Source organism: Dyadobacter diqingensis (assembly GCF_024220585.1).
Lineage (GTDB): Bacteria > Bacteroidota > Bacteroidia > Cytophagales > Spirosomataceae > Dyadobacter > Dyadobacter diqingensis.
This window is the reverse complement of sequence record NZ_JAMXKF010000015.1, coordinates 54,585-80,554: the sequence shown is the minus strand read 5'-3', so window position 1 is coordinate 80,554 and position 25,970 is coordinate 54,585. Positions and strand designations below refer to the sequence as shown.

General features: G+C 42.6%; 21 protein-coding genes. 3 read left to right on the top strand and 18 right to left on the bottom strand.

What is annotated here, in order from left to right:
• Positions 1-17: 17 nt before the first annotated feature.
• From M1L62_RS28225 to M1L62_RS28215, 3 genes are all read right to left on the bottom strand, one after another.
• On the bottom strand, positions 18-3,494 hold the full coding sequence (locus M1L62_RS28225; RefSeq protein ID WP_254562990.1) for a TonB-dependent receptor: 3,477 nt from the start codon (positions 3,492-3,494) through the stop codon (positions 18-20).
• 242 nt (positions 3,495-3,736) lie between these two features.
• Positions 3,737-4,885, bottom strand: a complete 1,149-nt coding sequence (locus M1L62_RS28220) for a FecR family protein (RefSeq protein ID WP_254562989.1) — start codon at positions 4,883-4,885, stop codon at positions 3,737-3,739.
• A gap of 95 nt (positions 4,886-4,980) precedes the next feature.
• Complete coding sequence (locus M1L62_RS28215; protein WP_254562988.1) at positions 4,981-5,598, bottom strand: RNA polymerase sigma factor; 618 nt, start codon at positions 5,596-5,598, stop codon at positions 4,981-4,983.
• Between the two features lie 244 nt (positions 5,599-5,842).
• On the opposite strand from M1L62_RS28215, the gene M1L62_RS28210 reads away from it, so the two are divergent.
• Complete coding sequence (locus M1L62_RS28210; protein ID WP_254562987.1) at positions 5,843-6,067, top strand: hypothetical protein; 225 nt, start codon at positions 5,843-5,845, stop codon at positions 6,065-6,067.
• Positions 6,057-6,470, top strand: a complete 414-nt coding sequence (locus M1L62_RS28205; RefSeq protein ID WP_254562986.1) for a putative toxin-antitoxin system toxin component, PIN family — start codon at positions 6,057-6,059, stop codon at positions 6,468-6,470. Before M1L62_RS28210 ends, M1L62_RS28205 begins: the two co-directional genes overlap by 11 nt.
• 60 nt (positions 6,471-6,530) lie before the next feature.
• On the opposite strand, the gene M1L62_RS28200 is transcribed toward M1L62_RS28205, so the two are convergent.
• The 4 genes from M1L62_RS28200 to M1L62_RS28185 form a co-directional block, all read right to left on the bottom strand.
• A complete protein-coding gene (locus M1L62_RS28200) occupies positions 6,531-7,979 on the bottom strand; it encodes a Gfo/Idh/MocA family protein (RefSeq protein WP_254562985.1) in 1,449 nt (482 codons plus the stop codon).
• Between the two features lie 153 nt (positions 7,980-8,132).
• Positions 8,133-9,206 (bottom strand): aminotransferase class V-fold PLP-dependent enzyme, encoded by a 1,074-nt coding sequence (locus M1L62_RS28195; protein WP_254562984.1) that lies wholly within the window; start codon positions 9,204-9,206, stop codon positions 8,133-8,135.
• 171 nt (positions 9,207-9,377) lie between these two features.
• On the bottom strand, positions 9,378-11,282 hold the full coding sequence (gene serA / locus M1L62_RS28190; protein ID WP_254562983.1) for a phosphoglycerate dehydrogenase: 1,905 nt from the start codon (positions 11,280-11,282) through the stop codon (positions 9,378-9,380).
• 279 nt (positions 11,283-11,561) lie between these two features.
• The gene (locus tag M1L62_RS28185; protein WP_254562982.1) at positions 11,562-12,551 is read right to left on the bottom strand and encodes a YheT family hydrolase; all 990 of its coding nucleotides are present in this window, start codon (positions 12,549-12,551) and stop codon (positions 11,562-11,564) included.
• Between the two features lie 250 nt (positions 12,552-12,801).
• On the opposite strand from M1L62_RS28185, the gene M1L62_RS28180 reads away from it, so the two are divergent.
• The gene (locus tag M1L62_RS28180) at positions 12,802-12,993 is read left to right on the top strand and encodes a cold-shock protein (RefSeq protein WP_090339609.1); all 192 of its coding nucleotides are present in this window, start codon (positions 12,802-12,804) and stop codon (positions 12,991-12,993) included.
• Between the two features lie 61 nt (positions 12,994-13,054).
• Here M1L62_RS28180 and M1L62_RS28175 read toward each other — a convergent pair whose 3' ends face one another.
• From M1L62_RS28175 to M1L62_RS28125, 11 genes are all read right to left on the bottom strand, one after another.
• Positions 13,055-13,984, bottom strand: coding sequence for a polysaccharide deacetylase family protein (locus M1L62_RS28175; protein ID WP_254562981.1), 930 nt, complete (start codon positions 13,982-13,984; stop codon positions 13,055-13,057).
• A 118-nt stretch (positions 13,985-14,102) separates the two neighbouring features.
• Positions 14,103-15,518: a DUF4153 domain-containing protein gene (locus tag M1L62_RS28170; protein ID WP_254562980.1), complete on the bottom strand. Its 1,416-nt coding sequence runs from the start codon at positions 15,516-15,518 to the stop codon at positions 14,103-14,105.
• Positions 15,519-15,669: 151 nt separating this feature from the next.
• Positions 15,670-16,992: a DEAD/DEAH box helicase gene (locus M1L62_RS28165; RefSeq protein WP_254562979.1), complete on the bottom strand. Its 1,323-nt coding sequence runs from the start codon at positions 16,990-16,992 to the stop codon at positions 15,670-15,672.
• 45 nt (positions 16,993-17,037) lie between these two features.
• Positions 17,038-17,511, bottom strand: coding sequence for a hypothetical protein (locus M1L62_RS28160; RefSeq protein ID WP_254562978.1), 474 nt, complete (start codon positions 17,509-17,511; stop codon positions 17,038-17,040).
• An 84-nt stretch (positions 17,512-17,595) separates the two neighbouring features.
• Positions 17,596-18,618, bottom strand: coding sequence for an aldo/keto reductase (locus M1L62_RS28155; protein ID WP_254562977.1), 1,023 nt, complete (start codon positions 18,616-18,618; stop codon positions 17,596-17,598).
• Positions 18,619-18,689: 71 nt separating this feature from the next.
• On the bottom strand, positions 18,690-19,070 hold the full coding sequence (locus tag M1L62_RS28150; RefSeq protein WP_254562976.1) for a co-chaperone GroES: 381 nt from the start codon (positions 19,068-19,070) through the stop codon (positions 18,690-18,692).
• 162 nt (positions 19,071-19,232) lie between these two features.
• Positions 19,233-20,693, bottom strand: coding sequence for an MBOAT family O-acyltransferase (locus M1L62_RS28145; RefSeq protein WP_254562975.1), 1,461 nt, complete (start codon positions 20,691-20,693; stop codon positions 19,233-19,235).
• A gap of 21 nt (positions 20,694-20,714) precedes the next feature.
• Positions 20,715-22,415: a hypothetical protein gene (locus M1L62_RS28140; protein WP_254562974.1), complete on the bottom strand. Its 1,701-nt coding sequence runs from the start codon at positions 22,413-22,415 to the stop codon at positions 20,715-20,717.
• The gene (locus M1L62_RS28135) at positions 22,408-23,823 is read right to left on the bottom strand and encodes a DUF6056 family protein (protein ID WP_254562973.1); all 1,416 of its coding nucleotides are present in this window, start codon (positions 23,821-23,823) and stop codon (positions 22,408-22,410) included. Before M1L62_RS28135 ends, M1L62_RS28140 begins: the two co-directional genes overlap by 8 nt.
• A complete protein-coding gene (locus tag M1L62_RS28130) occupies positions 23,816-24,766 on the bottom strand; it encodes a glycosyltransferase family 2 protein (RefSeq protein ID WP_254562972.1) in 951 nt (316 codons plus the stop codon). The genes M1L62_RS28135 and M1L62_RS28130 overlap by 8 nt, the downstream gene beginning before the upstream one ends.
• 115 nt (positions 24,767-24,881) lie before the next feature.
• Complete coding sequence (locus M1L62_RS28125; protein WP_254563021.1) at positions 24,882-25,958, bottom strand: LptF/LptG family permease; 1,077 nt, start codon at positions 25,956-25,958, stop codon at positions 24,882-24,884.
• Positions 25,959-25,970 lie beyond the last annotated feature (12 nt).

The following is a 25,970-nucleotide window of genomic DNA, read 5'->3' as shown; positions in this document are numbered from 1 at the left end:
CGTCAGTTCTGATATTTTTATATTGACAAACTAATACCAACGTTAACAAACTTGTTCTGAGGATATTGCAAACCATTTCCGTCAGCAATTTCCGGATCTATCCCAAACTCTTTCATGTTATCGATCGAGAAGAGGTTATATCCGTTGATGTACACTCTGGCACGCTGAATTTTCAGTTTTTCCAATACCGATTTCGGTAGTGAATACCCAATTTCAAGTGTTCTGGCACGGATATACTTCACATTATGCAGCCAGAAAGTCGAGTTTCTGTTGTAGTTGCTATGCCCGCCATTGTTGTAACGTAACGCAGGATATTTACCCGGAATCCATTCGCTGTTCAGATCAAAAGGATCTTTGCGGCGCCATCTGTCAAGGAACATTTTGTTTAACGCGCCATCATTCTGATAGGCCCATCTTTGTTCCCAATCCTGGTTCCAGGAATAAAGTCCCCCACCAGAAAAGTCAGCGTTAACCGAGAAACCTTTCCAGGTTGCAGACAGGTTCAGACCAAAATTGATGTTTGGCTGTCCGGCCACAGTATACCCGATCGGTCTCACGTCAGCATCGCTAATTACTTTATCGCCATTGATATCCTTGTAAATCAAGTCTCCCGGAAGTAAAGTTCTGTTGCCCTGGCCGTCAATACTAACCGGATATTCATTGATCTGCTGCTGCGACTGGAACTGACCGATCGCCTCATATCCCCAGAAAATATCTTTGTAACGGCCCTCACCCGAAGCTCTGTACTGGTCAAGCGAATTGTTGAAGATCGGTTTGTAAGAAGAAACGAATTTACTTCTTGAAAAAGAAAAATTACCTCCGATCGAATAACTTACATCACCAGATTTTCCGTTGTAAGACAGTGCACCTTCCCAGCCTCTTTGTGAATCGCTGTTTACGTTTTCGTCAGGAAGATTGTACCCCAATTCACTTGGCACGAGAATATCATATTTCCGTCCGCGAAGACCTGTTCTCAATCGCTTGAAGTAGTCGAAAGATCCGGATAGTTTTGTTCCGAAAAAGGAGAAATCTGCTCCAACATCCGTGATTTTACTTTTAAACCACGATATGTTGTTAATAATCTGCCCTTTGTTCACAGACGTTACCACAGCGTTTCCGCTTAAAATTGCATTTCCCTGATTGTAGTTGTAACCCGGCAGATAATCATAAGGTCCGATTCCGATATCATCATCTCCCAACACCCCATAAGAAGCTCTCACTTTAAGATCATCTAAAATGCTGTGGTCGCCTATCAGATTTTTGATAAAACCCTCTTCCGTTAGTCTCCATCCCGCAGAAGCTGATGGGAAATAACCTACACGTCTGTCGGGTGCAAATTTCCAGGATGCATCACGACGGGCTGAAAATTCAACATAATACTTGCTTCCATAGTCATAAGTCAGTCTACCGATATACCCTATACGTGCTTCCTGATCATCCTTATCTGAATAGGTATCCATATTGGCGAAGTACATCAATGGTAACACGTTGGTTGACGGTACGGAGTGTACCCATTGCTCCTGATCTCTCTGCTCCTGACGTTCGGCAACGAAAGTGGCACCGATGTTATTTTTACCAAATGTATTGTTGTAGTTCAATTGTCCCTGGTAAACGTTACGCATGATTTTACGCGTACGTCTTTCTCTCCACGGGTTTGTACTACCACCGGTTACTTTGTAAGAATCATCCGTAGGATTGTAAGTATATGCCTTGTACGTGTACTCATGACCATTCAAAACCTGATCAGCGATGTAGTACGAATACATACCCTTTGCAACCAGTCCTTTTATACCCGGTATTTTGTACTCAGCATTGATGTTGCTTTGTAAAACACGCCAGATGTTGGTCTGATAACCGCCCAGTTTCTTATTGTTATAAGCCCAGTTGGTTTCATTATGCTTTATATCGTTAAGATAATTCGGGTTGTCATTTGCGTAGGGACGTTCGAACGGGCGGTTTCTCAGGATAGCGAAACGTGGCAGCCAGTAATCGTCACTTCCCGGAATCCCCGGATTGTCTCTCGTTTCGATACGTCCGTTAATCTGCACACCGATTTTAAGATTATCCGTAATTTTCGCATCTACGTTACTCTGAATGTTATTTCTTTGAAATGTAAATTCACGCCCCAATACCGAATTCTGGAACATACGCGACGCGGAGATATAGTAGGTAATTTTATCAGAACCTCCGGTCATGTTTAAATTCACAGAGTAAAGCGGTGAATTCTTTTTAACAATAAAATCTTTCCAGTTGAAGGATTTATACCCCATCTCAGTACCGGCCTTATACTTTTCCAGCTCAGCCTGTGTGATAGCGGTTTTACCATACTGGTTCATTTCAGACTCTGCTTTGCCCAGCATCCACTGATAAGAATCGTTTACCACATCCGGGAAACGGGACCAGTTTTGCCAGCCAGTATAAGCATCCAGGTTTACTGTATTTTTCGTACCGTTTTTACCTCTTTTGGTTGTTACTACCACAACCCCGTTTGCTGCACGTACCCCGTAAATAGCCGCAGAAGCGTCTTTTAACACGGTAATACTCTCAATATCATTCGGCGAAATGTTGTTGAACTGACCTGCATCCTGCTGAATACCATCAATAACAAACAACGGATTTCCCATATTCCGGATCTGGATATTAGCACTTCCCCCCGGGCGTCCATCAGCCATACGAAAGGTTACCCCCGGAATTTTACCGGCCAACCCCGAACTTACTGTTGAACCTCCGTGCACCCGTTCCAGGTCTTTGCTAGTCACCGTAGAAATGGCACCTGTAAGCGATTCCTTCTTTTGTGTACCATAACCAACAACGACTACTTCTTCCAAAGCCTTGTCGTCAACTTTCAAGGTGATATCCAGATCGCTTTGTGCGCCGGTCACCAATATTTCCTGTGAAATGAATCCCACAAATGAAAAGATAAGCGTGGCATCACCATTTGGAACATTAAGCGCATATTTACCGGAAGCGTCGGATGAAGTCCCCGTCTGCGTGCCCTTTAATACAATACTAACTCCCGGAAGCGCAGCCCCCGTTGCGTCTTTCACCGTTCCTTTCAGTACACGGTCAGCCACTGCTGTATTAGTCGCAGCAGCTTGTTCGGAAACGATTTCAACAGCTTTTTCAGTCTGGTGATCCGGCTTGATAACAATCAGATCGTCAGATACTTTATAGCTCAGATTCAGTGGCCGGAGCAATTCATTTAACGTGCCGGAAAGCAGCTGATTATTAGCATGAAGGGAAACCTTACGTTCTGATTGGATAAGCCTGGAACTGAAGACAAATTTCACATTCGTCTGCTTTTCCAATTGCTTCAAAACTTTCTTGATATCCTGTCCTTCAATGTTAATCGTCACTTTCTGATTCAACGCTGACTGCGCGGTGCTTTTGTGAGCCCAGGAAAAACCCGCGAACACACAAGCAAAAAAACATTGAATGACTGTTATACGCATGAGTGCAAAAAGTAAGTCATCAATTGGTCGATTTTTTTTCATATTTTTGATCGGATTTGTTGGTTAATGTGATTTATTCAACACAATCCCCCCGTCTGTCCATTTTGTAATGGATAGTAATGTGCCTGGTAAGCTATTAAAATGGGGAGTACTCAGAGATCGGTCATGCGCTAACATGGCTGATCTTTTTTCGTTAATGAGGTAATACTTTACGCCATAGAAGATAAGTTTAGGTTCGAAAATTGTTTAACTGAAACTGCAAAGCTTTCAAGTTTTACCTGCATTTATTTACATCCCAATCCGGTTATCTTCACCTGATTATTCTGAATTTCGAACTGCGCATCCAGTGCATTGCATATCACCGACAGTTTTTCATGAATCGGCTGACCGATCAGAGTCGCATTCAAAGGACAATCTCCCATCAGGGATTCATTGTACATAATTTGTATGTTGTAAGCCTTTTCCAGTGTTTCAAATACTTCCGAGACCGGTGTTTCGTCAAACACAAATGCCTGCTTAGAAATATCTCTTTCACCTTCTGCAATTGTTACTTTTTCAACTGATCTGGTAAATGTGCCGGCCTCTCTTGAAAACGCCACTTTCTCCGTTGGGTTAAGAATAAAACCTTTTAGCTCACCCGAATTTACCTTATTATCCGTACCTGTTAATTCATCTACGGAGAAAACCGATACCTTGCCGGTTGTCACTTCTACCTTAATTTCCTTTCCGTTTTCCGGAGCATCGACAGAAAAACTGGTGCCCAGAACCTTTGTTGCCAGCCCGTAAGAATAAACCAGAAACGGCCTCTTTGCATCCTTGACAATTTCAAAAAAAGCTTTGCCCTTTAACACCGTTTCCCTTGTTTGGGCATTCATACTTTTCTCGTAACGCAAACTGCTTTCCGGCTCTAAAACCACCGAACTTCCATCCGGCAATAAAACCAGCATCGGTTTATCCGTATTGTTACTTCTTTCAATCAGATCCCGCGACACCCCGGCGATTTGAAAATCCTTACCATGTTCGCGCGCCGCCTGATTGACGTAATACCAGTAACTGAAAGACGTCATGCCAGCTATGAGTGCTGTGGAAGCCGCGATACGCGCCCATCTCCAACCTGATATAACCCTGCCGGGCTCAGGCTCAGTTTCTTCCTCGACGATCTCTTCGTCCTTAACCTCTTCTTCACCGCGTAAATGACGCTCTACCGCTTTCCACATCTTTTCACTTTGTTCGGACGTCGGCTGAGATTTTCCGGTGTCTTCCCCCATAAAAATAATATAGCGACGTGCCGATTCGACGGTTTCTTTTTTCCGTGGATTGTTTTGAAGAAACTGCCGCCAACGGATTTCGTTCTTTTCATCGGGTTTTCTGACCCAGGCAATAAAATCATCGTTTCGGATCAGTTCCGTGAGCGAGTACGGGTCATGCTTCATAGTGAATAGAATTCGGTCAATTGCTCTTTCAATAGTAAAGAGTGACGAATCCTGAAAATGACCTCTTCAAAATGTAATTATTTTTGAAAAAAGTTTTAAAAAATTACTAACAAGCACAAAATCAGCACTGAAACAAGGAAATGTTGGGGAGTTTGGCGGAAAGAAGTGATCGCCTTGTAGATTAGATTCCGGACAGACTTTTCGTTAATACCCATAATTCCGGCAATTTCTTCAACACTGAAATCGTCAAAATAACGCAGGGTGATTACTTCAATCTGTCTTTCGGGGAGTTGGGAAAGCACTTCCTGAATTCTTCGTGAAATCATCGAATTCGATTCATGCTGGATCAGCAGCGTTTCAGAGTTGGCATACGTATAGGGCATTTCCCAGTCGGGCAGCATCGTCAGCTCTTCTGTGATCGGAAATTTATCTGAAGCCACGTGAATTCTTCTTCTCAAAGCCCTGTAAAGGTAAAATTTTACAGAGGTGACATTTTCAGTAAGCGTTGACCGCAGCCGCCACACATCAATAAATACTTCCTGTACGGCATCTTCCACAATCGCGGAATTGCCGGACAACTTGCTTCCGTAATTATACAACGTACGGTGGTATCGTTCGAAAATGAGCGTATAAGCCTGCTCATCTCCGTTTCGTATACCCGTCCAGAGCTGCTGGTCCGTAAGTTCCAAAATGAAGGTTTCAGAAGTGGTCAATACTTGATAATTTTTCTAAGAAAGTATAAAGCTAATTATTTATACTTAAAATGATATTTCATTGCGAAAATAAAAATGGAAATCATTGATTACACAGGCTGTTACAGAAGAAAAAAAATTGTGTCTGCTATGAAATCGCATGAGTATTGAAGTCATAATACTGTCCAATCAGGCTCGGTTATCTTTTTCTATTTCCAGCGGTAATTTTGTATATTTGTTTAGATCACCAATAATTCAAAACAAAATGGATAGAATTATTTTAGAAGTAGATGACCGATCAGCAAAAAAGTGGAAGTATGCCTCACAAGATAAAAAAGAACGGCTTTCCAAAAGTATCGGACAATTGATCGATCGAAGTTTAGCCGCAGAAGACGATGATTTTTGGAATTTTATAGATAAGATCAGCAGTGAGGCCGAAGCAAATGGGTTAACTGAGGAGCGCCTGGCTATTTTGTTAAATGAAGAATAGGCCGAGGTTTGTCCTGGATACCAACGCATGGATAAGTATCGCTTTATTACCAAAATCGGTCAACAGCCAGGCATTGCGCAAAGCTGAGTGGATAGGTGAAATCGTATTTTCAAAAGAGACACTATCCGAGTTAAAGGATGTTTTGATCAGGACAAAATTTGACCGGTACTTGTCATTACCCAACCGCTTCGAATTTTTCGATCGCATAGAAGCCAGGTACACCGAGATTTTAGTAACAAGTAGCTTTGCAGATTGCAGAGATGCGAAAGACGACAAATTTCTGAATCTCGCAGTTGATGCGGGCGCCACAGCGATTATCAGCGGAGATAAAGATCTGCTTGTGCTGGATCCTTACAAGAACATTCGTATCGTGAACGCATCCGACTTTCTGAATTCATTTTAAAACAAAAAATCCGGAAAGCTTCCAAATTGAAAACTTCCGGATCGTATCGTTTTCAGGCGACTACAACACAAGGTCCCAGCCGTCGCGGTATTCTCTTTTTACAAACTGATTGGCAAGATCATAATTTGTCACCTTCATATTGGCAGCATCCCATTCCAGTTTTTTCCGTCCGTTGTATTTATCCACCGTTTTTAAAGCGGTCGGGTTGTCGCGAAGCATCCAGCTTCTCAACGCCAGGTTGCCGATCAGGATACTTTCCGTAAAAGGTGCTGCATATTCAAACGGCGAACTGGTCTGGCCTTTTCCATATCCTGCGATACAGGCATCGACCCAGTTCAGATAATGATCCTCGTTAGGAACCCTTTTTATCGTTTCAGGAACTTTCAGTGTCTCATTTTTCTTCAATGGAAGCAATCTTGGATTGGCACCATAACAGTCGGCCATCAGCTTTCCTTTTTTTCCGATAAAAAGAACACCACCGTCAGAATTACCAAACAATTCGCCGGGTTGGAGCTCTGCCGGAAGCTCCGGAAGAATCCCGCCGTCGTACCAGCTCACCTTGATATTTCCTTTGCCGTCATTCCTTGGATAATCCAAATGTATCGAAGTCGAAAAAGGAGTCCAGTCCGGATTATGATCCTTTTCTCTCAATGTAAAAGTCCAGGTGTTGGCCACGCTGCACTCTACTGAAACCGGATATAAAATGGGAAGAATCCTGTAAACCGGGTCCATGATATGACAGGCCATATCACCCAGCGCACCCGTTCCGTAAGGCCACCAGCCACGCCAGTTCCACGGAAGATAGGCTTTGTTATAGCCTACTTTTGGAGATGGACCTAGCCACAGATCAAAATCCAGTTCATTTGGAATCGGGTCCACATTGTCTGTCGGCACCGCTTGCGGCCAGACAGGCCGGTTAGTCCAGCAGATTACTTTATCTACTTTGCCGATCACGCCGGAATCATATATTTCTTTCATCCGGCGCACCCCGTTTCCTGAGCCCCCCTGATTTCCCATCTGGGTTATTACCTTGTATTTTTTAGCCGCCTGACCCAAAATCCGGGCTTCATAAATATCGTGTGTCAAAGGCTTTTGCGTGTACACGTGTTTACCCAGCTGCATGGCCGCCAGCGTAGCCACGGCATGTGTATTGTCGGGTGTAGAGATCGACACGGCGTCAATGCTCTTATCTTCCTTTTTCAGCATTTCCCGGAAATCCCGGTAATATTTTGCATTCGGAAACTTCTCCCTGGAAACAACGGCCTGCCGGTCGTCGACGTCACAAAGTGCGACGATATTTACATTCGGACTTTTTGCGAAACTTGCCAGATCACTTTTACCTTTCCCGCCTACCCCGATCCCGGCAATATTCAGCTTGTCGCTGGGCGCAACAAAACCTTTTCCTAATACATGTCTTGGAACAATAAAAAAGGCAGAAGCTGCCAGTGAAGATGTCTTAATAAATTCCCGTCTCGAGGAATCCTCATGCTTTTTTTGCTGATCTTTCATCGTGTGAAAAGTAACGTTTGGTTAAGGACAAAATGCTATGACCTTATTTATACGCCGAATCACATCAATAGTACTATTTCATTGCAGGTTATGACAAAATAAAAAAGCACAAAACCGGTTAGGGTCCTGTGCTTTTCCTATATGACGGTATTTTTACAACGCTTTCAGCTCATGCAGCAAAGCCTGCACCTGTTCCAGAGAAGTTGCCGGGAAGTTAGCAATGCGCAGCTGAGACGCTTTAAATTTGCCATAACCACTTCCGATAACCATACCTTTTTCTTTCACGGCTTTAATGATATCCGCAGAGGGTGCTTCGGTATTCGCCACAACAACGGTCTGCGAACGGTATTTCTTTTCGTTCACAAAAGGTGCGAAACCGCTGGTGTTTTCTATAAATTTATAGATCAGATCTGCCTTTTGTTCGGTTTCCTTGCGGATCGTTTTCACACCGATCTTATTGAAATCTTCGGCTACTTTGCCCAACAAATAAATCCCCATCACGTTCGGTGTGGCAGGTGTCTCGTTGTTTTGGGCATTTTTCCAAAGCGTCGGTAAATCATTATGTCCGCCGATCGAATATTGATTGCGGATGTATTCTGCTTTCTTAAGGCATTTTTCGTTGACAATCCAGACACCCAAACCAGCCGGTAAACCGAAGGCTTTCTGAACCGAGAAAAACGCGGTATCGATCAGACTAAAATCCAGCTCAGGATAAGGCGCTGATGAAACAATATCCACGGCGATAAACTTGTCCGGATACTTCTGTTTCAATTTATGAATTTCAGAAACGGGCATTTGCACGCCTGAACTCGTCTCATTATGCGTTGCACAAATCAATTCGGCATATTCAGGAACGACAACCTCCGATGCGCTGAAACCTTCGCCCATCGGTTTTTCCTGAATGTGCGCATACTTGCACAGTGCCTGTGAGTAATCATGAAATTTTTTGGAAAAAGAGCCATTCACCAAATGGAAACTTTCTAATTCCACACAGCTAAATAAAATACGTTCCCAGGCTTCCGAAGCCGATCCAAGAAAAAGAATGGCGTGCGAATCCGGAACATTTAAAAGTGTACGTACCTGATCAACCGTAAACTTATGCAAATCACGATATTGCTGGCTACGGTGTGATATTGAACCAAGCTGCCCGCTTACGAAAGTTTGTAAATGTTTTTCAAATGTCGGATAAAGCTGTGCGGGACCAGGGGTAAAAAAAGTTAGTGACATTTTTATGATGCTAGAAAGTGGGAGTCATTGGTTGTCAAGACTTATCATTTGTAGTCAATGATTGCCAGGGTTTGTCATTTTTAGTCTGTTATTGTCAACTGTCGCCAACCGGCTATACATGACAATGAATGACTAAAAATGACAACTCCCGACGCTCCTTGGCTATACTTATTAGTACAACATTCTGAAACGAATCGTACCTTCTACTTCTTTCAGTTCCTGAATAAATTCTTCAGTATAATTTTTAGCAATATCCACGATCACATAACCGATCTTTTCGTTTGTTTTAAGATACTGGCCGGTGATGTTGATATTGTTCTTCGCAAAAATATTGTTCAGCTTCGCAAGAACCCCCGGAACGTTTGCATGAATATGCAGCAACCGGTGAGAATCTTTAAGTTTCGGCAGCTGCACCTCAGGGAAATTAACACTTCCGTAAGAACTACCGTTGTTCATGAATTCAAGCAATTTGGAAGGCACAAAGTGTCCGATATTTTCCTGCGCTTCTTCCGTGCTTCCTCCGATATGCGGTGTCAGAATCACATTCGGCAAACCGCGTAATGCACTTTCAAAAACCTCGTCGTTCGTTTTGGGCTCTTTCGGGAATACATCCACACTCGCTCCGGCAACTTTTCCGCTTTTCACAGCGTCTGCCAGTGCCTCAATATCCACTACGTGACCGCGGGAAAGGTTCATGAAAATAACCCCATCCTTCATCAGATCAAACTCACGTTTTCCGATCAGGTTTGTATTTTCTTTACGCCCATCCACGTGCATGCTGATCACATCAGAAATGCTCAGAAGTTCTTCCAGCGTATTTACTTTCCGTGCATTTCCCAAGGAAAGTTTTTCGATCCCATCATAGAAATACACTTCCATACCCAAAGCCTCCGCTACAACAGAAAGCTGTGTACCGATGCTTCCGTACCCTACCATACCCAGCTTTTTGCCACGTACTTCAAAACTTCCGTTTGCAGATTTATCCCAAACACCGGCATGCATCTGGTTGCTTTTCGTCACGATATTACGGATCAACACGATCATTTCACCAATCGCAAGCTCAACAACAGAGCGCGTATTGCTATATGGCGCGTTAAATACCGCGATACCGCGTTCAGCAGCCGCTTCCAGGTCAATCTGGTTTGTTCCGATACAGAATGCACCAATCGCCATCAAGCGGTTTGCATTTTCAAGAACACGTTTGGTGATATTGGTTTTAGAACGGATACCAATGATAGAAACATCCTTGATGCGTTCGCAAAGCTCATCTTCATCCAGCGCGCCTTTCACGAACTCCACATTGAAACCTTGCTCTTCAAAAGCACGCAAGGCAACCGGGTGAACATTTTCCAGCAAAAGCACTTTAATTCTGCTTTTTGGATAAGACTGACTTCTGCTTAATTTATTGTCATATAAAAAGTCGTCAAAAGACGTAGCAATATGGTCCGCCACGGCTACAACCTTAGGACGCTCAACATTTTCTGTAAATGCGTAAAAGCGGTTCGCAAAACCTGCTTCCTTAATCTGATAATCAGTATATCCGTCACCAATTGCGTATACATCGCCTTCCAGTTTCAGCGATGCCAGCAATTTGATTTTCCCTCCGTCGGTCGACAAAACATTGTCCTGGTCAATACCGATGATATTCCCTTCCTCATCAAAACGGAATTCGTTGGCATAAACATGATCAGCTCTAAGGCCCAATTCCGTTACGATCGGAACAATGAATTCTTTAAAACCGCTGGAAACAATAAATATATAGTCCGCATTTTCAGTCAGGAATTGCCTGTTACGCAGGAACGAGTCAGAAACTTTTGTACGTAAAAGAGAAATCAATTCCTCAATGTTGGCACGGTTAGCTTTCAAAAGATCAATACGCTGACGAAGTCCTTCTGCAAAAGACATCTCGCCATTCATTCCCTTGTTTGTCAGGTCAACAATCTCCTGAACAATTTTTTCACGTTGAGGATGTCCTGTCAAGGCAATAGCAGCCAACTCGTCCAGACCTTCTACTTTAGTAAAGGTGCTGTCAAAATCAATGATGATGTGCGGGGGATTGAGTGTTAATGTCGGCATGAAGCGGGAGATAACTGAAAAAGTATCAAATTAAAATGTAAACGTTCGAACGGTATATTTTTGGTTGAATTCCCAATTTTTCCACAAAATTACGAATCTGTTTTCTATGACCCTAAAAAAATGTGCATCTGACGCTTTTTAATATTTTTTATGATCTATAAAAAAGGAAAAAATCCGCTTTTCGGGTTAAATATGGATGAAATTTACTTGAAAAGGATCACAAAAAAATAATATTTCCTTGTCATAATATATATGGATCTACAACCAAATCTGTAACAACTATTTGTGCCCAAGAAATTCCAAAGCGCGTGACTCCGACCAATAAATTCCTCCGGAAGACTCAGATGGCCTGAAACCGCAATGCCCTCCGGAGCCGGTAATTTCTAAAAACACATGGTCCAGATCGGCAATAATGCCCTCAGGCAAGCTATACGACGGTACAATCGGATCATTCACTGCATTGACGATCAAAGTCGGGATGGCAATATTTTTCACAAAATGCATCGAACTGCATGATTCATAATAGTGGTCGGCACTTGTGAAGCCATGAAGCGGCGCTGTAAAAATGTGGTCAAAATCGTATAGGGTATTGACAAACTTAAAGTCGGCAGGATTGATATCACCCGGAAAATGCTGCGCTTTTTTGTCAACCTTGGGTTTAAGCGTTCTTAGAAACCGCGACTGATAAACCCGGTTTTCCAGCTTGATAATGGCCAGACTGCACGCTTTCAAATCCATGGGAACGCTAAAAACAACGGATTTCTCGATATTGGTGCTAATTTCCTGACCTTGTTCACCCAGATATTTAAGCGTCAGATTTCCACCCAGACTAAACCCCATCAGCTGGATTTTATCATATCCCTTTTGAATGGCATGCTGGATCACCGCTGCCAGATCCTCTGTTGCGCCGCTATGATAAAACCGGGAAGTCTTGTTCATTTCTCCACTGCAGCTGCGGAAGTTCCAGGCCAGGCAGTCATAACCTGCAACATTAAGCACCCGAACCATCCCTAAAATATATTGCCGGGAGCTGTCTCCTTCAAGTCCGTGAGAAAGAATGACCAGCTTATTTTTACCCACGGGGTCGTTGGCTTTTTTATCAGCGGGAGACCAATCCAGATCCAGGAAATCATTATCAGGTGTAAAAATTCGCTCCCTCGTATACTTTACATCTTTTATAACCCTAAATAACGCCGGATATATCGTTTGCAAATGGCCATTAGGAAGCCAAAAAGGAGGAATGTGGGCAAAATTTCTATTTACAGGCATGCATTTGCGCGGATAACTTAACAGGAAAACAAATTAACGATGTAAATGTTTGCTCATTGCAAAAAAAATTCACTCCCTATATTAAAACACAAAAGTACACCAGAGGTAAACTGAGGGCCATTTTAAATACTCTACTACTTCTATCGGCAATAATTAATTTTTACTTTTTCTAAATAAAAAAATTCTTTTCTCTTGTATATCCGGAAGACGTTCGTATCTTTGGTCTTCAAAATATATAAGAACAATACTAATGGCAGAAGGTACAGTTAAATTTTTCAATGATTCCAAAGGATTTGGTTTCATTTCTCCATCTAATGGAGACCAAGACATTTTCGTTCACGTTTCAGGTCTTCAGGACGATATCCGTGAAAATGACAAAGTGTCTTACGAAGTAGAAAATGGCAAAAAAGGTCTAAATGCAGTTAACGTAAAAGTTATCTAATTTTAATCATAATATCATTTGGAAAGCCTGTTACCGAGTAACGGGCTTTTTTTGTGCCTTACTATTTCTGTTTATTCAAATCTTCAAAAGCTTTCTGAATTTCAGGATTCGACGGTTCGCTTCTCATTAATTTTCTCCGCGCCGCCACATCCGGCATCCATTTGTAAATCCAGGAAAAGCCTGCTTTTCCGTAATAATACAGCTGTGACTGGTAAACCGGATCCAGCAGGGCATTATCCAGGCTCACAAATTCGTAATTTTTATTCTTCAGCTCGTCAACAATCCGTGGCAGATAATCTGCATTCAGGCTGTTGTCATGACAGAGATAAATCTGCCGGATCGGTCTATTGTAGATTGAAACGGAAAGACTATCGAAATGTGAAAACAATTTCAGGGTAAGATTAACATACTGATCACCAATCCATTCCGCTCTTTTGCGATCATTTTCAGCCAGCGCTTTGTCGTACAAAATGGCATGCAGCCAATCTTCACTTTCGACCGTGAATGGTGTTGAGATATAATTTTTCTCCTTTAGAAATTTCTGCGCAGTTAGTTGTTCCAGACTATCATTCCCGGCTCCATTGTACGGAAATCTGAAATATCTCGACTCCTTATTAAATTCTTTCAGAAACGATTTCGTCAGCACCTCACCTTTAATAACATCTTCTTTAAAGGCTTCCAACCCGACCTCCGCATAATTCTTATGGGCAAATCCATGATTTCCCGCGGTCACGTAACTTTTAGACAACCAGCTTTTGAGCAGATTCCTGTTCTTTTCTAGTGCTGTTGTCTGTTCCAGATTACCCTCATTGATAAAAATGGCAACCGGGATTTGAAGAGAATCTAATTTTTGCTGCAACGGGGATGAAAAATTTTGCAGCTGGTAAAGCCTGGTGTTCGGAACGTCGTCAATGGTTACCGAAACCGAGCGCTGTGCATTCGCAAAGTTGGCCAAAGCACAGGAAATAAACAGCAGGAATACTTTCTTCATAAAATGGCTAATGGTCTTTAGTATAATCGAAATTACAAAAAACTACCAGATATTTTGCGAAACAAAGAACGTGTCAGATTTAAAAAATGATAAATCTGACACGCGTTCAGCGCTTATTTTATCGCAAGCTCCTTTTGAAGCCACATATCATCCCAGCTCCTTCCTGCCATTTTGTGGATATTTTCACGCTCCTGATTTTGGACATGATATGTTTTTCGTACGGCATAACCCTCGGATCGTTGGCTGCCAGAAGTTCACACAAATAAGGTAGCTGACTATTATCAAGACTCATAATGTACTCCATATCCAGGTTATTGGCATAATTAGGATTATACCAGGTTATGAGCCGGTCCCAGTCGACCAAACCGTATGACCCGATAACAAAATAAAGCACCCATGTATTTTGCCGTAACAAATACCAGTTTGTCTTTAACCGGTAAATTTTAAGCAAGGTAAGATAAAGGCCAATTCCGGTCAGCAACATCCCAATAAATACCCAGATCCGCTTATAGGTTAAACCAAATGAGTCAATATACAGGATATTTTTATAACAGGTGAAGAGGATTAATATACCATTCAGTGCAATCCAGAGTGACGCCAGTCTGACTAACTTTTCCTTTCTCCCATAGAAATTCTGGTTTGCCCGGAAATAGTACATAATCAATAAAATGGCGACGACCAAACTGATTACCAAAGTCTCAAATCCCTGATGTACCTGTTGTGAAAAATCAGCAGCAGAATGATTCAGCGTTGGCACAAAGATCTGTATAACGTTGAAAGCCAGAAACAGGATGATCAGGGCATTGAGCATGATGAACATAATGACTGCCTGTTTATTTTCATAAAAAAGCCCTAATGGTGTTCCTGATTGTCTTTTCACACGAATTCTGGAAAGAACGTCAGGCTGTTTTACATCCCATTCTGTTAATTTGTCAATGCCATATGAAAAAAATAGCGGGCAAATAATAATAGCTCCAAAACCCATGTAGGCAATCAATCCGAAGTTAAACTCCCATTCAGGAAAGGAAATTTCCAGGAGAAAATCAGGATTTGATGCACCGTATAACATATAAAAAATAACGGTGACAGAAACCGGGGCGACATACAGAGGCATTTTTTTGAATGAAAAAAGCGAGTGATGCGGTTTTAACAGCATTTCCTGCGCAAATTTTAATCCACTCATTATGGCCTGTAAAAAGCTGAACAAAAAACTACCGATTATCCCGTTAACAAAAGCTACCCACAAACTGCTCCGGGTTGCAAACACGAATCCGGCAAGGATTACGAATGAAATATTATAAACGAAAACATCGCTCCATCTCGCATGTAATGCCGTTCCGATCGCAATGATCAAATGCCCGGTTGCTGCCAACAACCAGAATTTTTCCTTTAACAGGCCATGATACCATGTTACAACGGCAACCATTAACAAAGAAAATACGAGCGCGTTAACGCCGGTTTCGTTTTCATAAAACAAATAAGTGTGAGCGGCTGTCATCGCAAACCAGAGGAGACAAGTACGAATTTTGATCATAATTTCAATATTTTAAAAGTACTTTGAGTTACAAAGTAAATAGATTTGAAATTAGAAAGACAAGAAAACAGCCAAATATTTTTCTGCTTACAATAAAAAAGCGGATAACCCTGACAGGCCATCCGCTTTCAACAATAAGTTAAACTTTTTTCTACCGTGCTACCTCAATCTTGAACTTTTTACCTTTCATTTTTTCTTCCGAAATCAGGCTGAGCATGGCTTTCACCTTATTCTTTCTGACGGCGGCAAAGGAGATATTGTCTTTAACCTCGATCAATCCAAGATCCTGTTTTTCAAGCTTCCCCTTTTGCAACAAGAAACCGACAATATCCATTTTGTTCAATTTGTTCTTTTTCCCGCCGCTGATATAAATGGTTGTCCATTCGGATGGAGCAGGTAAAGTCAACTTGCCGGGCAGATCAAGAACCGGAGGTTTTCTTTCTATATAATTTGGTAAACTTTCATCGGAATTCAACAAAATATAAGCCGTCCCTTCGGATAACATTCGTGCTGTACGACCGTTGCGGTGTGTAAATTCGTCACCTTTCATCGGAAGTTCAAAATGAATAACATGCTTCATATCAGGAATATCCAGACCGCGCGCTGCTAAATCCGTTGCCGCCAGATACAAAACAGATCCATTCCGAAAACGAATTAAAGTACGCTCCCGATCTTCCTGTTCAAGCTTACCGTGAAAGTAAGCACAGTCGATACCCTCCTCTTTTAAAATACTGCTTAATCTTTCGACAGATTCCCGTTGATTGCAGAAAATCAAGGTTGATTCCGGACCCAGAAAGCTGAGTAACTGAACAAGTTTCTCGGTTTTGTCCTTTTTTTCCGACAAAACCATTTTCACTGTCAGGCCACTATTTTGCTTCTTGTTTTCAATAAAATCCAGTTCTACCGGATTTTTCACCCTTGTAAATGCCGGTACTTTTGTCCCTGCCGTAGCCGAGACAAGGATTGTTTTTTTCAACGCACGGAGATTGCCCATAATCTCCGCCATTTCATCCTGAAAACCAAGCTCTAAGGACTTGTCAAATTCGTCAAGAATCAGCGTGTTAATCTTTCTGGTTGTAAAAGTTTTACGGAAAATATGATCCATAAGCCGGCCCGGTGTTCCGATCAAAAGTGCAGGCGCCTCACTCAGGCTTCTGATTTCCGTCTGCATATCGTGGCCGCCATAACAACAGGTCACTTTAAAACCCGTTGACATTTTCCGCCAAACCTGCTCAATTTGCAAAGCCAGCTCCCTAGTCGGTACAATCACGATGCACTGAACGTCCGCAACATCCTTTTGTAAAATAGATAAAAGCGGCAGCAAAAATGCCAGCGTTTTACCCGAACCCGTTGGCGATAACAACAGTATTTCTGAATTTTCCTGAATCGCAGTATTTGCTTGCAACTGCATCTCATTTAACGCAGCAATTCCCAGCCCTGAAAGGGTGGTCTCTAAATTTTCCTGATTTGACATATGACAAAGGTACTCTGTTCCGTGACGAAATCCGTGCACAGTGAATTATTTGATCTTTATTGTCCCCTGAAAGCGTTTTGGCTGGTTGTACAGGACCAATCCGAGCAATTTCCATTGATGGTCACCGGATACATCATAGTGGATCACACCGTTAGTTAAATAGGTGTCGGTGCGCCCGGGCGCCCATTCATGCCCAATCACCGTTCCTGATTTCAACACCTTTCCAGACAATTGCGCATTCGTAAGAGAATCCCTGTTATAAACATACATCAGGTTCAGATTATAGGAGAGTGATTTTTCCAGATTCTCCGTACCAACCACCTCATTCATCTTCAATTGACTCCCCTGACTTTGATTATTGATAACAGCACTTCGCATAAAAGACAAAATGCCAACGATAAATATGACCGTAGAAAGCATTCCGAGGTTTTTCAAAATCAATTTCAATACGCTGAACACAATCAGCAGGAACCAGACAAGCATTCCCAAATTCAGCAAAGACCAGAAGAGGTAAATCATATGTATATTTTAAGTTAATAAAAATAGAAAAGCAGCCAGAGTCCAGCTGCTTTTCTATTTCAATTTGTAATATCTATAACGCGGCTATTGCGGGATTCTGTCCCTGCCCTGCCGCTCAAACATCCATTGCGGGTATTCCGTGTTTAACAAACTGACTTCGTACAACTGAGCGAGATCAGATTGAGACAATGAAATGGTTGTTGCAGCGATATTTTCTTTCAGCTGTTCCGGTTTTTTAGCGCCGATGATCAGACTCGTAACACTTTTTTGGTTCAATACCCAGGCCAGCGCGATCTGGGCGACTGATACACCATGTGCCTCAGCAATCGGCTGAATCACCTCAATAATATCGTATGCCTTTTCCTTGTCGATCGGGGGAAAGTCGAAACTATCGCGACGGTTATCACCGGAGGTTTTATTATTTCTTGTGTATTTCCCCGAAAGAAAACCACCCGCCAACGGGCTCCATGGCATTAAAGCAAGGTTTTGATCTTCCATCATCGGAATCAACTCGCGTTCGAGCTCACGGCCGGCGATGGAATAATAATGCTGGCAAGCCACAAATTTGGTCCATCCGTTTTTTTCGGCAATCCCGTTCGCCTTCATGATCTGCCAAGCCGCGTGGTTGCTCACACCCAGGTAACGTACTTTACCGGAACGAACGATATCTTCCAGACCCCGCATCGTTTCTTCAAGCGACGTGTAGGCATCCACGCCGTGAATATAAAATAAATCAATATGATCGGTACCCAGCCTGCGCAAACTGTCCTCAACCGAGTCCATGATGTGCAGCCTTGATAAACCGATCTGGTTCGCGCCCGGAGCCATTCTGCCTCTTGCCTTGGTGGCAACAACGACCTCGCTCCTGCTGATCCCCAAATCCTTAAAAGCTTTTCCGAGTATTTCCTCAGATTTCCCGTAAGAATAGACGTTTGCGGTATCAAAGAAATTAATTCCGCTATCAAAAGCTGTCTTGATTAAAGCATTACCATCTTCCTGCTGAAGCTTTCCAATCGCCTCCCAATATCCATCTCCACCGAATGTCATCGTGCCAAAACAAAGTTCCGAAACCAGGACACCCGTATTTCCTAAAAACTTATACTTCATAAAATAGTCTGTTTTTAATGAATACTATAACCGTCCTTAAAAGTAAGGTTTATTTCAGCAGGGCGACATTATTATTCGAACAAATCTTCCGACCTGTCCAACATCAGAATAGAGCCCTGTGGAACGATGACGTATTTTTCGCCATCATATTCCAGATCAATTGCGTTTCTCTGAAGATAAATCGCAATATCCCCTTCCTTGGCCTGTAATGGCATATATTTCAACTTCTCCTCCGTTTCTTTCCAAGACTCATCCTCCGACGCAGAAGGAATTGGATAACCCGGTCCCACTTTGATGACATAACCGCTTTGCACCTGTTCCTTTTCGGTGATGGTCGGCGGCAAATATAGGCCGGTGGTCGTACGGTCCGTAGGACTTTTCGGTTTTATCAAAACACGATCTCCCACGATAATCAATCTTCTTAGTCGGTTGTCAGCTGTAACTTCGTACATATATAAATCTGTCGCGGTGCGACGTTATGGATAATTTTGTAAAATCTTATCTAAAAAATGATACTCACCGATTTCCCTGTCAGGTTGGCAGAAATCAGGATATGGAAAATCTGTATTTTCAAATGGTCTATTGAAAATCTGACATCGTACACCAGTCCGGAACTAGAACTGGAAGTAAATAAACTGATTTGACGTAACCACGCCCAGAAAATAAACCAGGAAGGAAAGTGTGATGAAAAGCAGGAAAAATACCACAGTGTTTTTCGTCGGGATATTCTGACAATAATGTTCTTTAACCAAAAGGAACAAAATAAGAAAAACGCAAAACCACATTTCGACCAGGTTAAACGGCGTTTCGATCCGGTCGCTTAAAGAAAGGGTTACAATTTTACTTAAAATAACCATTGAGTTCCCAATGGAATTTCTGAAAAATATCCATGCCAATCCTACCAAAATGAAGGTTACGACAACGCCTCCTGCTTTGACAAAGGCATTATCCGGCCACGAAAACCCTGCCTTTTTCAACCATTTATCACGTAACGAGGCGGTCACCTGGTACGTCCCATGAAGAGCGCCCCAAACAACAAAATGCCAGCTCGCACCATGCCATAAACCACTCACAAGAAATACGATAAACTGGTTGCGATATTTGTTGAATTCTCCATTGCGATTACCGCCCAATGGGATATACAGATAATCACGAAACCAGGTAGATAACGAGATATGCCAGCGTCCCCAGAATTCAGCGACCGATTTTGACTCATACGGAGACCGGAAGTTATCCATTAAGGTAAAACCCATCACACGCGCCGCGCCAATGGCTATGTCGGAATAGCCCGAAAAATCGCAATAGATCTGAAAAGAATAAAAGACCGTGGCAGTAAGCAAAGTTAACCCATTGTGATCCGCAGGAGCCAGATAGGCATGATCCACAACCTGAGAAAGGCGGTCGGCAATCACGATTTTTTTAAAGAAACCAAATGCCATCTGCATCAGTCCCGACTTTACGTTTTCAAAGTCATACTTAAAATAGGAATGAAACTGGTAAAGCATATTCTGCGGGCGCTCGATCGGACCGGCTACCAGCTGTGGGTAAAACATCACATAAAGCGCATAAATACCAAAATTTCGCTCAGGCGCCTGGTTTCCACGATAGACCTCGATGGTATAACTCATGGCTTGAAATGTATGGAATGACAAACCGATCGGTAACAAAATGTGACCTGCGTTGTTCACCATCCAGGCAAGCACAGGCTGCGGAATAACCCTTTCCAGATGCGGGATCATTGGGCGCAACCCAATACTTCCGAGTAAATGGTTAAAGGAGTTTTCAAGAAAATCGTAATATTTGAAGAAGCAGAGAATACCGATATTCGAAATAAGACTGACGATCAGCAGGAGCTTTTTCTGTTTCTGATCTTTCGTCTGGGATATCCAGATCCCCGCATAATAGTCGATAACGATGGTCGCAAACAGGATTAAGATAAAAACCGGTTTGAAAACCATGTAAAAGTAGCAGCTCGCCGCCAGCAGCAGCATCCATCGTCCACGCCACGACAGGCAAAAATATGCCAGCGTAACCACTATAAAAAAGACAAGAAACTGTATTGAATTAAAAAGCATCAGTAACGAACGCGCATAGTGTTATTGAATAATTACTTTCTGGCCGGTCTGCAAAACTTTGGTACCATTTTTTGATACATTCCAGACACCAACTTTATATTCTCCGGCTCTGATCGTGCCCTTTGGACAAATCGCTCCCGTATTATTTAATGGAAATGAAAACAGATACAGGTTATTTTCCGATTCCAGGATGGCATAATTCCTTTCACCAGAAACCGTTTGAAAATCATGACCGATGTTCAGAACATCCGGCGACAACTCATTCAAAACAACCTTGGCCGTCGGCAATCCCGTCGAATCCGCCAGTGAAATTTTATCCTCATCTTTGTGAATAAGCGGCTTGGGCAAAGAATAAATACCCATTTTGTCCACCTTTAATAAGGTCGTTGCCAGCATGGTTTCAAAGGCACTGTTTTTAGTAGCACCCAAACCAACACCGTTTCTTTTCTGGTTAAAAGCAAAAGCCGTACGGGTCACACCGGTTTCTTCGACGATCGGCAAATAGTTAATAAAGGTCGAAGCCCACACACCGATGGAAACAAACAGCAATAATGCAAAAGTCAAAAGCTGGTTTCGGCCGGTGAATGTCTGCATTACGATAATGTAAATTACGGAAGTCATCACCGCAGGGTACATTTTATAAGTACTCCAAAGGATAATATGCGCGTCAAATCGGGTTCTGAAAACGACAACGAGGATCATACTGATCAACACATAGACCAACGTACCAAGCCAGAACGCGTTCCAGCGGCTGTTATCCTGTTGTACTTTCGGCAACTCTTTAAATCTTTTTGCAAGCGGATCCGGAATCCATTTCCCCCAGAAAGGCGACGTGGATAAGATACCGACAAGCCAGATCACAAAAATCACAAATAACCCAAGTCCGGCCAGTGTCGGGATGATCATTCGTTTGGCAAATGCAGCATTGGCAATGATGTCAAAATCTCCTCCAAGCATCGTGAAAAATGCAATGAAAGTACGGAATGGATATTGCAGGATATAGTCGAAAGCCTTGTCATTGCCCTGTACAAAATCAAATCCATGGAAATAAAGATAAATAGCAGCCGCACCAGAAATTGTCCACAAAACAGCATCACGCCAACGCACCTGAAACAGCAAAAGTACAAGTCCCGAAGGCCAGACCATCATCCCGTTACCCATGCTGAACGTGTCAATATAAGCCAGCAATAACGCCAGAAACAACGGAAATGCTCTTTGTTTGGCAAGGAAATACAAACTCGCAACGGATAACAAAATCACCATTTGGTACTGCAAAGACATGATGGTCATGAAAGTACCGGCGTAAGACTGAAAATTGAATATAAAGAAGGCGATTGGCACAACGAGCACCCATTTGCCGCCCTGACGCAGATAACTGTAAGCGATCAAGCCAAACAAAACGAGAACGCTCAGGTTTCCGCAAAAAGCAAGATCACGGAAATTAAGCTTATTCGTTAAAAAATATTGTCCCAAAACAATCAGACGCGCTGCCAGAACCCTGTGTTCGTTGTTCGGAAAAATGATGGTCTGCCATTTTTCTATCAGCGAAGGCGCTTCGATCCAGTTGATCAGGAAATAAGGAATATTTTCGACGTCATCGAACCAGGGAATATTGATGCTGTATTTTACACAGAAATAGTAAAATACGACGATCACAACCAGTGGCAATAACCCAAGGAAAAATCGAACAGGAAGCGGTATGTTTTTTTCCAGGCTATTCATGTTTATCAACCATAATGATAGCCTCTTTACCAAAATAACCCGCCATGCATTTATTCCACCAATGATCGCGGTTGACCGTGATATCGTCGAAATACAGGGATAAAGGCCTTGTCCTGATAGGCGGCAAATAAACGATCGGATCTTTTGAGTTCTGGATTAACGCATAACGCTCCTCCGTTTCTCTACTGAATGCGGCAGCTTTTCCTTTCAATAAGTCGGTGTAAATCATTTTCACATTGCTGCTCCGGAAAAACGAAAACGCAATAGAAATAACCAACAGGGAATACAATACGCCATAACGCAGAAACGATAGGGGAAACTGTCCTGTGTAGCGTTGGTGTAAATAGTGAAATATTACACCAACCACATAAAACCAGCCAATCAGGAAAAACAGATAAACACAATTTAAAGCACGTGCAGAAGGCTCAATGCCAATACCGTAATACGACGGGAATATTTGCGCAGATAATACCCCGATGTAAAGTAGCACCGCAAACCATACGGGCATTGAAAAATATTTCCGCGCTCCGACAGATATCTTGGAAAGCACGATAACCCATGCCAGAGAGAAAATCAGTAAAGGCGTTTTAAAAGTCCAGTCGAAGCTCAGCAAAGCCAGTTTTTTAAACGAAGAAACCACAGAAAAAACAATATTTCTGCTTAAAGGATTTCCATCCAGACGTGCCTGATTTCCGGGAGCGGTAAAAAAGATATAACTGGATACCGCCGCTACGATCAGCAAACTGACCATTAAACCGTCGATTTTTTTATGAAATACCAACTTGTAAAACCAAAGTGCTGCAATGAGTAAAAGGATAATCAGCAGGTTGGTTTCACTGCTTCCGATGATCGCAAAAACAAAGAAATTTGCCAGTATGGCAAGCAGCGGTTTTTTGGTATCCTGACGGTACCAATCCAAAACCACAGCCACCCACAAAAGCGTGAAAATATTGGGAACTGTGTAGGTAACAAACGAAGCCATCCAATAAAACCCTTCCACGATACTGGCCATTTTCAGGATATACAGGAAGAAAATCACCCCTGCAAAACCCAGATGGGCAATGCGTGACAGTGTTGGCGTTAAATGCCTGAACAGGTTATACAGTGCAAACAGCAGGCCGGTAAACAAAACCACCGGTATTACTTTAAACCCGGTAATAGAATGAAATAACAGCGGATTCGAGTGGTTCAGGAAGATACCGAAATACCGTCCGGTCCATCCTGAGTAATAAAAATTCATCGCTTCCAGCCAGCTGTATTTGAACACCGTATCGATATAACAGTAGTCGTCGGCGGGAGAAGGATGATTGAAATAGGAAAGTGCCAGCAAAGGCAAAAGCACGCTCAGTAAAAGCAGCGTGTTGATGTAGTTACCAACGGTTCTGTATTTCTTATAAAATCTATTCATTAACTGTTTTTTCAATAATGTAACGTGGACGGCCCTTTACTTCTTCGTAAATTTTGCCAATATACTCTCCTATCAAACCCAGGGCCATCATATTGGAACCGCTGAAAAAGGTAAGAGGCAGCATGGTTGACGTCCAGCCCGGAACAGTATGCCCGATTAAAAATGATAAAAAGATATAAGCCACGATCACCATCGCGACCATAAAATTGAAAAAGCCAAAATAAAGCACAAGCCGCATCGGAAAGGTAGAAAAGGATGTAATCCCGTTCCACGCAAAGAGCAACATTTTACTTAACGGATATTTGGTTTCGCCGGCTACACGTTCCAGACGGTTGTAAACAACCTTATCATTTCTGAAACCTACCAACGGAACAATGCCACGCAGAAACATATTGATCTCCTTGAAATTGCCCAGTTCCTGAAGAACCCGGCGGTCCATCAAACGGAAATCTGCGTGATTGAATACAACCGGAACGCCCATTTTCTGCATTAAAACATAAAATCCTTCTGCCGAAAACCGTTTGAACCAACTGTCAGAACTTCTGTCACCGCGCACACCGTACACCACCATAGCACCTTCCTGATGTTTTTCGATCATGGAAGTGATCGCATTGATATCGTCCTGCAAATCGGCATCAATGGTAATAAAGCAGTCAAAGTTATCTATATGTTTTTCAAGACCGGCCATGATAGCACTCTGGTGGCCAAAATTTCTTGAAAGTTTGACACCGATGATCGTGTCGTCCTGTTGGCATAAGTCTTCAATGATATCCCAGGTTTTATCCCGGCTTCCGTCATTGACAAAACAGATTTTGCTGTCCGCAGCAATAAGTCCCCGTTCTTTAATACCAGCGTAGTAGGTTTTGAGCGTCGAATAGGTAAGATTCAAAATCGCTTCCTCATTGTAACATGGTACTACTAAAAGCAGACGAGATGGATTCATGTTGTGTGGTTTGTTGACGCGACAAAAATAGTAGTAATAAGTTAATTAAGTAGTTTTCGGCTGTTTTTGAAAAATTCTTCCACTTTTTAGCTTTACATCGTTTCCAGTAAAACCATCACCGAGGCAGTGTTTTGTAAAGTAAAACCCCAATGCTTGCAAACACCATATTAGGCAGCCAAACCGCAAACAGCGTGCTTACCGTTCCAGCTTCCGCCACTCCTTTCGACAAGAGGAAAAACAGGATGTAAACGAAGGCAAGCATGAAACCGAGGGCAATCTGCCAGCCCACTCCGCGCCTGCTTTTACGCCCCGAAACGATTACCCCTATGGCCGTAAGGATCAGAATCGCAAAAGGCTGGGTAAAACGTACATATTTTTCAATCAGATAAACTTCAAGTCCATCCGCTCCCCGGCTTTTCAAAAGATCGATATACGCATTCAATTCGGGCAGCGTGAAGGTCTCATACAAATTGTAATTACTTTCAAAATCCTTCGGATATAAATTGATCGTAGTATCAATATCTTTGGGATAACTGATGGATTCACGCAGACTGTCGATGGTCCTTACCTGGATATTCTGAAGTGTCCATTTCTGCTTTTTAGGCTGCCAGACGATCTTATCCGCTGAAAGTTTCTGCAAAAGCTTGTTGCCTTTGATGGTTTCCATCGTGAACTTATTCCCGGTTTTTGTCGCATTATTATAACTTTCCAGATAGGCGTACACATCCGGTGCAATGGTGATATGCACGTCTCGCCCGCTGAAAGTAAATTCATTTTTCACATAAGCTTTTTCGAAGGTATTCCGGATTTTATTCGCTTTTGGAAGTATCCAGCCAACCTGAAGAAAAGTAATGCAGCCGAGTACGGTAGCACCGACCAGATAAGGCAGTAAAATTCTGCTGAAACTCATCCCACTGCTCAGCATGGCCACGATTTCAGTTCGGGCAGCGATCCTCGACGTGAAGAAAACCGTGGCAATAAATACCATCAGCGGACTGATATAATTGATCCAGTACGGTATCAGGTTAAGATAATAGTCAACCAGGATTTCGTTGATAGGCGCTTTCTTTTCAAGAAAATCATCCACCTTTTCTGTATAGTCGATCATACAAATGATCAGTACGATCACAAAGGCAACGAAGAAATAAGTAATCAGGAAATTCTTGATCAGATAACGATCCAATATTTTCAATCTCATGGCTGG